General features: G+C 42.6%; 13 protein-coding genes and 1 other annotated feature. All 13 genes read right to left on the bottom strand.

Going from position 1 to position 14110, the window contains the following annotated elements:
- Positions 1 to 45: 45 nt before the first annotated feature.
- Positions 46 to 636: a DNA-3-methyladenine glycosylase gene (locus tag I858_RS02335; RefSeq protein ID WP_049693942.1), complete on the bottom strand. Its 591-nt coding sequence runs from the start codon at positions 634 to 636 to the stop codon at positions 46 to 48.
- Between the two features lie 20 nt (positions 637 to 656).
- Entirely contained in the window at positions 657 to 1427 is a 771-nt protein-coding gene (trpA, locus tag I858_RS02330) for a tryptophan synthase subunit alpha (RefSeq protein WP_049693943.1), read from the bottom strand.
- Positions 1424 to 3220, bottom strand: coding sequence for a tryptophan synthase subunit beta (trpB, locus tag I858_RS02325; protein WP_071645341.1), 1797 nt, complete (start codon positions 3218 to 3220; stop codon positions 1424 to 1426). The genes trpA and trpB overlap by 4 nt, the downstream gene beginning before the upstream one ends.
- Entirely contained in the window at positions 3217 to 3990 is a 774-nt protein-coding gene (gene trpC, locus I858_RS02320; protein ID WP_053221274.1) for an indole-3-glycerol phosphate synthase TrpC, read from the bottom strand. The genes trpB and trpC overlap by 4 nt, the downstream gene beginning before the upstream one ends.
- Complete coding sequence (trpD, locus tag I858_RS02315) at positions 3987 to 4979, bottom strand: anthranilate phosphoribosyltransferase (RefSeq protein WP_049693944.1); 993 nt, start codon at positions 4977 to 4979, stop codon at positions 3987 to 3989. The genes trpC and trpD overlap by 4 nt, the downstream gene beginning before the upstream one ends.
- 62 nt (positions 4980 to 5041) lie before the next feature.
- Positions 5042 to 5278: a binding site (T-box leader), on the bottom strand.
- A 286-nt stretch (positions 5279 to 5564) separates the two neighbouring features.
- A complete protein-coding gene (locus I858_RS02310; RefSeq protein WP_049693945.1) occupies positions 5565 to 7181 on the bottom strand; it encodes a long-chain fatty acid--CoA ligase in 1617 nt (538 codons plus the stop codon).
- 1 nt (position 7182) lies between these two features.
- Positions 7183 to 8160 (bottom strand): CaiB/BaiF CoA transferase family protein, encoded by a 978-nt coding sequence (locus I858_RS02305; protein ID WP_049693946.1) that lies wholly within the window; start codon positions 8158 to 8160, stop codon positions 7183 to 7185.
- Positions 8161 to 9309: an acyl-CoA dehydrogenase family protein gene (locus tag I858_RS02300; protein WP_049693947.1), complete on the bottom strand. Its 1149-nt coding sequence runs from the start codon at positions 9307 to 9309 to the stop codon at positions 8161 to 8163.
- A 16-nt stretch (positions 9310 to 9325) separates the two neighbouring features.
- Positions 9326 to 10096, bottom strand: coding sequence for a 3-hydroxyacyl-CoA dehydrogenase (locus I858_RS02295; RefSeq protein WP_049693948.1), 771 nt, complete (start codon positions 10094 to 10096; stop codon positions 9326 to 9328).
- Between the two features lie 28 nt (positions 10097 to 10124).
- Positions 10125 to 11273, bottom strand: a complete 1149-nt coding sequence (locus I858_RS02290; RefSeq protein ID WP_049693949.1) for a thiolase family protein — start codon at positions 11271 to 11273, stop codon at positions 10125 to 10127.
- Between the two features lie 250 nt (positions 11274 to 11523).
- Positions 11524 to 12426 (bottom strand): glycine betaine ABC transporter substrate-binding protein, encoded by a 903-nt coding sequence (locus tag I858_RS02285; RefSeq protein ID WP_049693950.1) that lies wholly within the window; start codon positions 12424 to 12426, stop codon positions 11524 to 11526.
- 12 nt (positions 12427 to 12438) lie between these two features.
- Entirely contained in the window at positions 12439 to 13077 is a 639-nt protein-coding gene (locus I858_RS02280; RefSeq protein WP_049693951.1) for an ABC transporter permease, read from the bottom strand.
- Positions 13074 to 14042 (bottom strand): ABC transporter ATP-binding protein, encoded by a 969-nt coding sequence (locus I858_RS02275; protein ID WP_049693952.1) that lies wholly within the window; start codon positions 14040 to 14042, stop codon positions 13074 to 13076. The genes I858_RS02280 and I858_RS02275 overlap by 4 nt, the downstream gene beginning before the upstream one ends.
- Between the last annotated feature and the right edge of the window lie 68 nt (positions 14043 to 14110).

Here is a 14110-nt window from a genome sequence, read left to right as displayed (position 1 = left end):
CATTCTCTTTTAGTATTCCACAAGGGAGTAGAGTTAAACACAAAGTTAACGAAATTTCGAAACAAAAGGATTTTCAGATTCCCAAAAACGGTAAGGATAATGAACGGCATCGAGTGAATTTCCGATCCCTATACGTGGGCCTACTGACACCGACTCGACCGGATTTCCTTGCGCAATATAAAGTGGTTTCTCCGTAAAATAATGACCGTAATAATCCATGTTGATCGCCATAGCCTTTGTCAGTTTACCGGGTCCACTGGTCCATTGTTTCATTGGCATATGCTTGCCACGCCGTTCTCTCATCAGTTCAATACCTTCAACGGGTTCGACCGCTCGAATTAATATCGCCCGCGGCGTTTCTTCAGGTCCCGCGACAACATTGACCAATGTATGTGTATGCATTTGATACGTGTAGACAAGTCCAGGTTTACCAAACATAATTTCGGTGCGTTTTGTCCGACGGTTTCCAAAGCTATGAGCAGCTCGATCTTCTGCGCCCATATAAGCCTCAGTTTCAACGATGCGCCCGGCAACAACGCCTTCAGGTAATTCGTGAACTAGAATTTGACCAAGTAAATTGCGGGACAATTCCAGCGTTGGCGCATTAAAAAAATCAGCATGAACTGGTGTAAACATAACATCCCCTCCTAACAATATTATACCGAATGAGAGGCTGTCACTGCATGTATAAGAGGTTCGAGTACTTCAATTTCACCTGCGTTAAAAGCTTCAACAATTGCACTTCCAACGATAAACCCATCCACATCATCACGCAGCAAGTCAACGTGACTGCTTTTTGAAATTCCGAATCCAGCATAAACTGGAACCGGACTTTTCTCACGAACTTTTTGCATAAAAGCTTTCACATCTTGTGACATTTCATCGCGAGATCCAGTAATTCCTTTAACTGTTACGGCATACACAAAACCTTCTGCTTCGTGTAGAATTGCATCTAATCGTGCATCAGTTGTTGTTAACGTTACCAACTGAATCAGCTTGATGCCTTCTTTATCGACATATGGTTGAACCAATTGCTTATGTTCATATGGAAGATCTGGAATGATCACTCCCGACACCCCGGCTTTACTGCATTCCGTGGCGAAACGCTCTACACCAAAACTTAGTACTGGATTTAAATAAGTCATCACCAGTAAAGGAATGTTAACTTCGAATGTCCAGCTTTGTAGTTCTGCTAATACCTTTTGTAAAGTTACACCTTTTTTCAACGCACGGTTTCCGGCCGCTTCAATCGTCGGACCATCTGCGACCGGATCTGAAAAAGGAATGCCGATTTCGATAGCAGTCACACCTACTCTTTGTAAATACTGTACTTGATCTTTCAGACGATCAAGACCGCCATCTCCAGCCATAATATAGGCGACAAAGGCTTTGTTTCCTGATTTTTTCAGTTGCTCTAGTCGATTCATGATAGCCCCTCCAGATTCTCTGCATAGGTCGCCATATCTTTATCTCCACGACCGGATACACAAATAATCAGTATCTGCTCTTTCGTCATAGACTTTGCTTGTTTTTCTGCTTCTGCAATAGCATGCGCCGTTTCAAGTGCTGGAATAATTCCTTCAAGACGAGACATGCTAATAACTGCAGCCAGTGCTTCATCATCAGTAATCGAACGGTATTCGACACGACCAATATCTGCTAAATAAGCATGTTCTGGTCCAATTCCTGGATAATCGAGACCTGCAGAAATCGAATGTGCTTCCTGCACTTGGCCTGCATCGTCCTGCAATAACTTCATTAAGGCTCCGTGGAGTACACCTTCTGTTCCTTTCGTTAAGGTTGCAGCGTGTTTATCTGTATCCACACCTTGACCCGCCGCTTCAACGCCAATCAACTCGACTTCTTTATCTTGAATAAACGGATAGAACATCCCAATCGCATTGCTGCCACCACCGACACACGCCAAAATAGCATCAGGCAAACGTCCTTCTTTCTCAAGAATCTGACGTCTGGTTTCTTCGCCGATAACACTTTGAAAATCACGAACCATCGTTGGAAACGGATGCGGCCCGAGAGCCGAACCGATTAAGTAATGCGTATCTTCGACATTGGCAACCCAGTAACGCAAAGCTTCATTGACTGCATCTTTTAAGGTCGCACTGCCTTTTGTGACACTTTCTACACGTGCTCCCAAGAGCTTCATACGGAAAACGTTCAATTGCTGACGCTTAATGTCTTCTTCACCCATGAAAATAACACAATCTAAATCGAATAGCGCACAAATTGTCGCAGTCGCCACACCGTGCTGACCCGCTCCTGTTTCTGCTACAATTTTACGTTTGCCCATCCTCATCGCTAGCAAAGCCTGACCAATGGCGTTGTTTACTTTATGCGCACCGGTATGATTCAAATCTTCTCGTTTCAAATAGATTTTTGGTCCACCGTATGCTTCAGTCATGCGTTTTGCGAAAGTCAATGGCTGTTCACGACCCACATACTCCGATAAATAATGATGGTATTCTTTATGAAATTCCGGATCTTCTTTGACTTCATTATAAGCATCTTCTAATTCCTTAACGGCTTTCATCAACGTTTCTGGCACAAATTGCCCACCGTATTTACCGAAAAAGCCTGTTTTTTCTATTGTCTGTTCCACCGAATCATCCTTTACCTGTTTAATGAATTCTAGTATTTTTGCTGTATCTTTGCGACGTTCTGTTTCAACTCCACTAGAGACGTCTACCATATAAGGTGTTGTTTGCTCGATTGCCGCACGGACATTTTCCGGTGTTAACCCACCCGCCACAATTAGGCGAGATGGATCGATACCCACTCCGTCTAGTAACGACCAATCAAACACATTACCGCTACCTCCGCGGTATTCCGTACCCGGAGCGTCTACTAAAATATAATCAGCTAGAGAATTTTTCAACTGCTCTACATCTTCTTTTGTGCGAATCGAGAAGGCTTGGATAACAGGGACACGAATAGCTTTTACCAACTCATCGGGTTCATCGCCGTGAAGCTGAACCATCGTTAGCGGAACACCTGCAACAGTATCTTCAATTTCCTGTAATGACGCATTAACAAAAACTCCAATTTTATCGGTATCTACAGGAATGTGTTTAGCCAGTTCAGCAGCTTGCGCAATCGTCACTTGACGTCTGCTCGGAGCAAATACGAAGCCGATAGCATCCGCACGACTTGCTGCGTTAACATGTTGTTGTTCTTGTAAGCCACAAATTTTCACTTTTGTCATCTCACTGCCTCCTCACTAGTCGCCTGGCGAATCCAATTACCTGGATTTTCAGAACGCATTAACGCTTCTCCGACTAAAATTCCGGAAGCTCCATTTGCATAAGCGAATTGCGCATCTTCTTTTGTGTGCATTCCGCTTTCGCTAATTAACACCCGTCCTCCGTCAAATGGAAAGCTCTTAGCCAATTGTGCTGTGCGTTCAATCGATACATCAAAGGTTTTCAAATCACGATTATTGATGCCTACTAGTTTTGCATCTAGCTCTAGTGCTACTTGCAGTTCTTGTTCGTCATGTACTTCTACTAAAACTTCAAGTCCTTTTGAGAGCGCATAGTCGTTAAGACGTTTTAGCTGTTGCTTTTCCAGTGCGGCTACGATCAACAGAATGATGGTAGCCCCTGCATGTTGAGCACGATCAACTTGAATTTCACTCACCATAAAATCTTTGCACAAGACGGGAATCGATACGACTTTTGCCACTTCGCACAAGTCATCAATTGACCCTTTAAAATACAATTCATCCGTAAGTACCGAAATTGCGGCTGCTCCAGCTTTTTCGTATTTTTTGGCTTGCGCAACAATATCTATTTCCACTTTGATGTCGCCTTTGGATGGAGAAGCGCGTTTAATCTCTGAGATGACGCCATTTCTTTTTTGTAGATGCTCCAGTAGCGTTGTTTTTTGGGGGAAATCGATTGCATTTACCCCAACTGGTTTATACATTTTTATCTCTTCGTATTTAGTCGCAATGATGTCATCTAATATCGTCATACAAATACCCCCGCAGCTAACCGGTGCAAGTCAAAGACACGCGCGGTTTCGCCTGATTTGATTGAAGCTTTCGCCTGCTTTACGCCTTCTGTCACGCTTTCAGCTTTACCACTGACGTACAGTACTACTCCTGCATTTAATGCGACTGTATCTAAATAAGGGCTATCTGTTCCAGATAAGACATCCATAAAAATTTCGGCGTTACGTTTTGGATCGCCTCCGCGGATTGCTTCGATTGATGCCACTTCTAAACCAACTTCGTTCGGGTGAAGGGTCATTTTTCGTTTACCTTGTTTATTGAAGATGATCAATTCATTAGTGCCCGCAAGCGACAATTCATCCAATCCACCTGCTCCATGAACAAGTGCACCTTTTTTTCGACCTAAGCGAATCAACGCATCCGCCATTGGTTCCAGCATGTCACGGCGGTAAACACCAGTCATTTGAATCGTAATCGGCAATGGATTTGCTAAAGGTCCTACTAAGTTAAAGATAGTCGGGGTTCCGATATCTTTACGAATTTGGCGTAAGCCGCCGAGTGCCGGATGGATAGCTGGTGCAAATAATAGCGCAATCCCCGTCTGATCAAGCATTGTAGGAATTGATGCAATATCTGTTTCCGTTGAAATGCCAAGTGCTTCTAGCACATCGGAACTGCCCGTTTTACTAGAAACGCTCCGATTGCCATGCTTGGCAACCGTCATACCGCATCCTGCTAATACAAAGGCTGTCAATGTACTGATGTTAAAACTGTAAGAGCGGTCACCACCGGTTCCACAAACATCAACGAGCTGTCCTCCGACCTCTGGAAGCGCCACTGCCTTTTCACGCATTGCTTTGACTAGCCCGACCAACTCGTCTGCCGTTTCTCCTTTTTCATGTAAACCGGATAGAAAACTCTTTATTTGTTGTTCATTTATATCGCCATTCAACATTGCTAATGATTTTTCGTACATTCCTTGTTCACTCAAATTCTCTACTCTGCTCATACTAATCTCTCCTCGTCTCGTTTTTAAATACAAAAGTCCCCGCAATCAGATCGTTATCTGATTGCGGGGACGGGTTAAAAACCGCGGTACCACCACGCATTAGCGCATTCAATTTCTGCACTCACTTAAACAGGCTCTTCGCCTTTCCCTTTAACGCAGGGCTTACGTCTCCCTTACTCGCTTCCGCTTTCAGGCAAGCTCTCCTAAGTCCATTCGCGCAGATTACCTAATCAGCTCTCACCAGCCGCTGACTCTCTAAATAGATTTCCCTGCCTACTCGTCTCAATCCTCGATTTATACACTCTTCTATTCTCGTCTTCTCTAGGCTCTTCTCTCAAACAGACTTGCTTCCGTACAACAAGTTGTTCCCTATACTAAAAGGTTTTGTTTATTCTGTCAAGTAAAAGGAAAAGCGTAGGCAGCCATGTAGATTCGACGGGCATAAGATGCTCTGGCGAAGCGGCGTGTTTTTAGCCGCACAGCCGGAGTGACTTATGACCCTAGAATCTGGCTGCCGGAGTCTGGACACTAGGAAAAGCGCAAGTATCCGACGTATTTTGGACCTTTACGCTTTCACTCTAACCCTTACTGATAATAACCATCCAACTCTTTTCGCAAAGCCGCTTTCAAAAACTTACCAACCGATGTTTTTGGCACTTCTTTCAAAAATACCACATCGTCCGGAACCCACCACTTGGCAAATTGGCTCTCCAAATAGGTCAGCAACTCTGCTTTCATCGCATCGTCTTCAGCGTGCCCTTCTTTTAATACAACACAAGCAAGCGGACGTTCCATCCACTTCTCATGAGGAATAGCAACAACAGCTGCTTCAAAAACGGCTTCGTGCGTCATCAACGCATTTTCCAAATCAACTGACGAAATCCATTCTCCGCCACTCTTGATTAAATCTTTTGTGCGATCCGTCAACTTGATATAGCCGTCCGGTTCAATTACCGCAATGTCACCTGTATAAAGCCAACCATCTTTAAATGCATCTTCAGTTCGTTCGTCTTTATAGTATTCGTCAGCAATCCAGGCACCTTTAACGTTCAGTTCACCCATCGTTTTGCCGTCCCACGGCGCTTCACCGTTTTCGTTGACGATGCGCACTTCAAGCCCAGGCATGGGTAACCCTGCCATAGAGCGGCGTTCCACGCGCTCGTCCATCGTCATATTAGTCATCCCAGACGTAGTAATTGCTAAACTAACAAGTGGAGACGTTTCTGTCATGCCATAGCCTGTTACAAATGGCACATTGTACTTTTCTTCAAATGCGCGAATCAAGCCTTTTGGCGAAGCCGAGCCACCACAAATAATCATTCGTAGCGTTTTGATATTTCGCGGATTCGCTTCTAGCTCTTTTAAGACACTCATCCAGATAGTTGGGACACCTGCCGTTAATGTAACTTTTTCCGACTCAATCAAGTCTAAGAGCATGCCAGGTGCAAAGCCTGGTCCTGGTAGCACTTGTGTAGTTCCAAACAAGACCCCAGCAAACGGCAACCCCCAAGCATTTGCGTGAAACATTGGAACAATAGACAAAGCAATGTCACGTTCGGACAAGCCCATCGAATCAGACATTCCTAATGCGTAACTATGAAGCACAAGTCCACGATGCGTATAAACAACTCCTTTTGGGTTGCCGGTCGTCGCAGATGTATAGCACATGCCCGCTGGTGTATTTTCATCTAAATCTTCAGGGAACTCAAAGCTACCATCTTCTGCTGCCATAAGCTTTTCATAGGAATGAACATTTTCAAGCGAAGTTCTTGGTAATTCCAGTCCGTCTTTCATGATGACAAAATGCTTTACTGTTTTTAGCATAGGCGCTAACTTCTCAATCAACGGGAACAAATCATGGTCCACTACCAAAATCTCATCTTCCGCATGATTAATAACATAAGCAATATGTTCGTGCGACAAACGAATATTGATCATGTGTAAAATCGCACCCGTACTTGGAACACCAAAATACAATTCGAGGTGACGATGATGATTCCATGCGAAACTGCCAACTTTCGTGCCATGTTTCATGCCAAGACCTGTCAAAGCAGCAGCCAATTGACGCGTTCTCACTGCAAACTCTTTATAAGGAATTCGGTGAATCATATCTTCTCCAGTTCGTGAAATGATCATCTTTTCAGGGAAATAGCGTTCCGCTCTTTTTACGAAAGATGATAGTAACAATGGTGCATCCATCATGTCACATCCAGCTCCTTTTCACTTTGCTTTTCTCAATAAAAAACGGGTGCTCGTGTCGCTCATGTGCTTTTAAAACAGGTGTTAAGCACGCATCTACTTGAAGAGATACTTGATACCATTCCTGCCAATTTTTCGACTTAAAAAAATCAGCGACTTGTTGATGTTCGGGACTTCCTAATGGTTTGTCTCCCCATTCTAGCCATTCCGGTCGTTCAGCAAACTCACAAAACACTCGCCAGAATTTCGCTTCTAATGCACCTAACGTTACATAACGTCCATCTTTTGTTTCGTAAATGGCATAACTAACGCGGGTCCCGCCTATTTCTGGAACTCCATTTTCTGAAATTCCTTCTGTGTAGTAAATGTCATGATTCCCCAAAAACTCCGCCATCACTTCCACTAAAGCAATATCGAGGTATTGCCCTTTTCCAGTTCTGAATTTTTTTAGTAAAGCTGCAATCACTTGTTCTGCTGCCATCAATCCGCCAGTAAAATCAGCGAAGGTATTCGTTGGATGAATCGGTCTACCAGAACTATCTTTTAATTGATCTAAAGCTCCTGACAGCGCCATGTAATTCAAGTCGTGACTACCTAAACTGGCCATTTCGCCAGTTTGTCCGTATCCTGACAAAGAACAATAAACTAAATCTGGTTTCACCATTTTCAACCTATCATAATCCAAACCTAATTTTTTCATTACCCCTGGTCGGAACGTTTCAATGAGCGCATCTGTATTTTTCACTAGTTCCATCATTTCCATACGACCTTCAGCTGATTTCAAATCAATATGAACGACTCTTTTACCTCGATTATTTGCTTGATGAACATACCCCCCTCCCATATACCGGGAAGGATCACCTTCAAGTGGTTCTACTTTGATGACGTCCGCCCCTAAATCAGCCAATCGCATTCCTGCATATGGCCCCGGAACATAGTATGTAATGTCCAGTATGCGCACACCTTCTAATGCATTTTTCATTTAAAGACCCATTCGTTTAGCAATTATGGTTTTCATGATTTCATTAGATCCTGCATAAATCGCAGCTACTGGAATGTCACGGTAACGCCGTGCAATTTTGTATTCTTCCATATATCCGTATCCCCCATGTAATTGCATGCAGTCTCCGGAAATTCGCTTTGCCGTGTCAGTTAGCCAGTATTTGGCCATCGATACTTTCGAAACAATGTCTTTTCCGGCCATATGTTCTTCAATTAACGATTCTAAAAATGAGTGGCCTAATTCAATTTCAGTCGCGATTTCCACCAATTTAAACTGAGAATTTTGGAATGATCCGATTGGCTTACCAAATGCTTTTCTCGACTTTACATATTCCAATGTCATGTCTAGCATGTCTTCCGAAGCAATTTGAGCTGCCATTGCAACCATTAAACGTTCTTGCTGTAATTTTTCCATTAAATACGTAAAGCCTTTGTTTTCTTCTCCGATTAAATTTGCTGCCGGAACAACGCAATCCTCGAAATACAACTCGGATGTATCTTGTGCATGAAGTCCAACTTTATCGAGCTTGCGCCCTTTTTGAAAACCAGGCATTCCTTCTTCAACCATTAACAACGAAATCCCGCGATGCTTAGACTCTGCTTTCGGATCGGTTTTCACCACAACCAATATCAAAGTCGAATTAATGCCATTGGTAATAAACGTTTTTTGACCATTGACAATATAATTGTCACCGTCTCGAATGGCTGTAGTTGATATATTTGCTAAATCAGATCCCGCACCCGGCTCTGTCATCGCAATCGCTGTAATATGATCACCTGAAATACACCCTGGTAACCAACGCTGTTTTTGTTCTTCGTTTCCGTATGCTTCGATATATGGAACCGTTATGTCATTATGAAGACCAATACCTGTTAAACTAGCACCTACCCGTTCCATTTCTTCACCAATAACAACGGCATACCGGAAATCCAGTTCAAGACCCCCGTATTTTTCTTCGACTTGAGGACTCAAGAAACCCATGTCTCCAAGTTTTTTCCAAAACGATTTTGGAATTAAGCGATCTTTTTCCCATTGATTATAATTTGGAACTGCCTCTTTTTCCAGAAATTTACGTAATGACTTTCGGAACATCACGTGTTCTTCTTCTTCAAAACGGTAGTTTGCCATCTTGTTTATTCCCCTCTTATTTCGGTTGCATGCGGATTGCTCCGTCGAGCCGAATTGTTTCTCCATTTAACATTGGATTTGCTACAATGCTTTCTACCAATTGAGCATATTCATCAGGCTTTCCGAGTCTTGCTGGAAATGGCACTGCTGCTGATAACGAGGCAATGGCCGCTTCCGGTAATCCTTCTACCATTGGCGTTTCCATTAGCCCAGGAGCGATAGCCATCACGCGAATTCCATCTCTTGCTAGTTCTCTAGCAATCGGCAACGTCATCGATACAACTCCGCCTTTTGAAGCGCTATAAGCTGCTTGTCCAATTTGCCCTTCATAAGCGGCTACAGAGGCTGTTGAGATAATTACTCCACGTTCGCCATCTTCATTAGGCTCATTTTTCTGCATAGCTGCTGCTGCAACGCGAATCACATTAAAGCTACCAATCAAATTCACTTTGATTACTTTTTCAAATTGTTCCAATGCAATTGGATTTCCTTTAGATAGCACTTTTCCAGGAGTACCAATTCCTGCACAATTAACCACTAAATTAATACCACCAAAACATTCTAAAGTTTCGCTAATATTTCGTTCCACTTGCTCAGCATTCGTTACATCAGTTTCTTTGTAAATAACCGATTTTTCACCTAACTCTTCAATTATTTTTTTTGCGCGATCCGCATTTAAATCAAAAATAGCTGCTTGCCCACCACTTTTTACAATTCGACGCACTGTTGCTTCTCCGAGTCCCGATGCTCCACCTGTCACCACTGCTCTCACTTTTGAAAATCCCATTCTGAATCCTCCTTAGTTTTCAATACTGTTATAACTTTTCAATTATAGTGGCATTGGCCATTCCCATTCCTTCACAAATAGCCAGCAATCCATAACGACCACCTGTTCGCTCTAGTTCATGTAAGAGCGATACTAACAATTTAGTGCCAGTTGCACCAAGTGGATGACCTAACGCAATAGCTCCTCCGTTTACATTTAGTTTTTCTGGATTTCCACCAATATCGTGTAGCCATGCAAGCGGAACCGGCGCAAATGCTTCGTTAACTTCATAGCGATTCATGTCTTCAATTTTAAGATTTGCTTTTTCAAGAACTTTTTTTGTTGCAGCAATTGGACCGGTCAGCATTAATGTCGGATCAGAACCAATTACAGAACGGGCGATAATTCGCGCTTTTGGCTTTAAGCCAAGTTCGCTCGCTTTTTCAGCTGACATTAACAACACTGCAGAAGCACCATCACTCATTTGACTGGCATTTCCTGCAGTAATGACTCCATTTTCAGCAAATACTGTCTTCAGACCACCTAACACTTCTAATGTCGTTCCAGGGCGCGGTCCCTCGTCTTCAGAAACCAGTATAGTTTCACCGTCTGGTCCTTGGGTTTGAATCGGGACAATTTCACGTTTATAATAGCCTTCTTTAATGGCATGTTGTGCTCGATCATGGCTCTGCACAGAAAAAGCATCCAGCTGTTGTCGCGTAAAGCCCCATTTTTCAGCAATTCGTTCTGCCGACAATCCTTGGTTGATAATTTCGTATTGCTCTGTCAGTTTTTTGCTTGGTTGGACTCCTTGAACATTTGAAAACATTGGAACACGCGTCATGCTTTCGACACCGCCCGCAATAACGATGTCCATATCTCCTGCCAAAATCGCTTGCGCTCCGAAATGCACAGCTTGTTGACTCGATCCACATTGACGGTCAATGGTGACTCCTGGCACATAATCGGGAAATCCTGCAATCAACCCAGCGGTACGTGCAATATTGCCTCCTTGTTCGCCAGCTTGCGACACACATCCTAAAATAATATCTTCTACTTTACTTTTCTCAATACCTGCACGTGACATCAGTTCTTCTAGTACGGTAGCTGCTAATTCGTCTGGACGCTCATTAGCAAACTTGCCTTTTCTTCTTGCTACTGGCGAACGTACTCCTTCTATAATGACAACTTCTCTCATTTTCTCCACCCCATCATGTATTATTTTATTGAGAACGCTTTCACTTCACTGAATTGAATGACTATTCACTCATTAAATCTATTGTACAAGAATTATTTCTTAAATGCTATAAACAAATTCACGCACTTTGGTAGCATTGATGCGTTTAAAATTACTTCAAAATGGCAGTACAGTAGGTAATAGACAATCCGTGTGAAATTTTTGTCGAAAAAAATCCACAGCTTCAAGGCTATGGATTTTAAGGTCTATTCTATTCTTCAATGAATCCTTTTTCTACCAAGAAATCATGTGCGACATCTTTTGCTACATCTTGATCAATATCTACACGAGAATTCATAGCAAGCATTTCTTCTTCACTAATTTTGCCTGCTAGTTCATTTAATACGTCCTTGAGTTCTGGATACTCTTCAAGTGTCTCTAATCTTACAACCGGAGCAGCATCGTATTTCGGGAAAAATGACAGGTCATCTTTTGTTGTTTCGAGGTCAAACAAGCCAATGCGGCTGTCCGTTGTAAATGCTGGAATAACATCCACTTCTCCACTTTTTACAGCTTCGTACATAATGGCTGGATCAAAACTTTCAGTTGCCGCAAATTCAAACGGATATGTCGCAACTAAATCATCAAAACCATCACCTTTTCGTTCATAAAACGGATGTGGTGCTCCAAAACTCATATTTTCTGATTTTGAAATTTCCGCTAAATCCGAGTAAGTTTCTGCATCGAAACCGCTGTCTTTCGAATAGGCTAGCGTATAGCCATTTTCAAAACCAAGTGGCTCTAACCAAGTTGCACCCAATTCTTTTTCATACCCTTTTCTAACAATCTCCAATACTTCTTCTGAAGTTTGACCAGGAACTGATTCTTTTTTCAGTACATCCTTCATCCCAGTACCGGTGTACTCAACGTACATATCGATATCTCCTTTTTCTAAAGCAGGTGTTAAAATCGATACCTCTCCTAGTCCATCTTTATATTCGACTGTGTAGTCCGAATTTGCTTCAATGTATTCGCCAAGAATATAAGGCAAGATGTATTGTTCTGTCCATGGTTTACCACTAATAACAAGTGGGTCTAAAGTATCACCGCCTGCTCCACATCCTGCAATAAGTGTTGTGGTTGCCAAAAAAATTCCTACTGTTGCTTTTTTCACGAAACTTCCCCCTTATGTTTTCAAGCCTTTTGGTGTCGCTCTCTTTTCAATCCATTTTAAAATCTGATCAAAACCAATTGCCAGTAAAGCAACTGGCAGTGCTCCTGCCAATACGAGTGAGTTGTTATACGATTGCAACCCTCTATAAATAATATCACCTAAACCACCCGCTCCAACGAATGTCGCAAGCGTTGCAATACCGACAGTCAAAACTGTAGCAGTACGTATTCCAGCCATAATAAACGGCAATGCCAAAGGCAATTCAATTTGGCGAAGAATTTGCGTTCGTGTCATCCCCATACCTCGACCTGCTTCGATAGTAGAATCGTCTACACCTGCGATTCCTGTATACGTATTCCGCAAAATTGGAAGCAATGCATAGATGATGAGTGCAATTAATGCAGTAGGTGAACCAATGCCAAGAATAGGAACCAAAAATCCAAATAAAGCCAGACTAGGTATCGTTTGAAATACAGCTGTTACCCCAATAATCGATTCGGCATAGCGCCGATAGCGTGTAATGAGAATCCCTAACGGCAAAGCAATGGCAATCCCGATTGCGACCGCTACGAACGATAAATACATATGTTCTAGAAGAGCACTAATAATCATGTCTTGACGGCTCACAAGGGTATTTAAGAAATTTCTCATACCGTTACCTCCGTTACTTTAGCTAGAGCCGCTTTCAATAAGTCTCGATCATTCGCATATGCTACAATCCGGTCTTCTTTAACAATTGCTAAATAGTCTTGGTCGCTTTTATCTAACTGCAAAAAAGCATGTTCAATCGTAGTATCAGCAGAAATTTCTTCGAAGTCACCTGTCCAGTTGTCTGTAAAAAGGTCCAAAAACTCCACTAATCTTCTTTCTCCAAATGTCCGTTTTTGATTGATACGCTCTACACCAATAAAACTGCGAACAAATTCGTTAGCAGGATTATCGATCAGTTGCTGCGGTGTTCCAATTTGTTCAACTTGCCCAGCACGCATGACAATAATGGTATCAGCAATTTTTAACGCTTCATCCATGTCGTGTGTTACAAAAACAATGGTTTTGTTGATAGTTTGTTGAAGGTTTCGGAGTTCATCTTGAAGTTGTTCTCGACTAATAGGATCGAGTGCTGAAAACGGCTCATCCATCAAAACAATATTAGGATCTCCAGCAAGTGCTCGGACTACCCCAACGCGTTGTTGCTGACCACCACTTAGCTCAAGAGGATAGCGCTCCATGTAGACTGCCGGATCTAAACCGACTAATTCGAGTAATTCACGTACGCGTTCTTCTTTTTTGGGTTTTGACCATTCTAACAATTTTGGTACTAATGCTACGTTGTCTGAAATGGTCATATGAGGAAATAAGCCAATTCGTTGAATGACATAGCCAATCGAGCGCCTCAACTGAACTTCATCCAAATCATTTATAGGCTTCTCATCAATATAAATGCTTCCTGTAGTAGGCTTTTCTAATTTATTGATCATCTTCATTAGCGTCGTTTTACCGCAACCACTCGGACCGATAATAGCCGTTAACTCACTTGTGGGCAAAACGAGTGAAACGTCCTTTAATGCTTCTGTTCCATCTTGAAAGCGCTTTGTGACATGTTCAAATCGGATCATCGTATTCGCTCCCTTGCTCTTTAGAGTCTATTTTTTGTATACCCTTAACTCTCTTTTTTCACTCCTAA

It is taken from the genome of Planococcus versutus (assembly GCF_001186155.3).
In the GTDB taxonomy this organism is placed as follows: domain Bacteria; phylum Bacillota; class Bacilli; order Bacillales_A; family Planococcaceae; genus Planococcus; species Planococcus versutus.
This window is presented reverse-complemented; position numbering and strand designations above follow the sequence as displayed.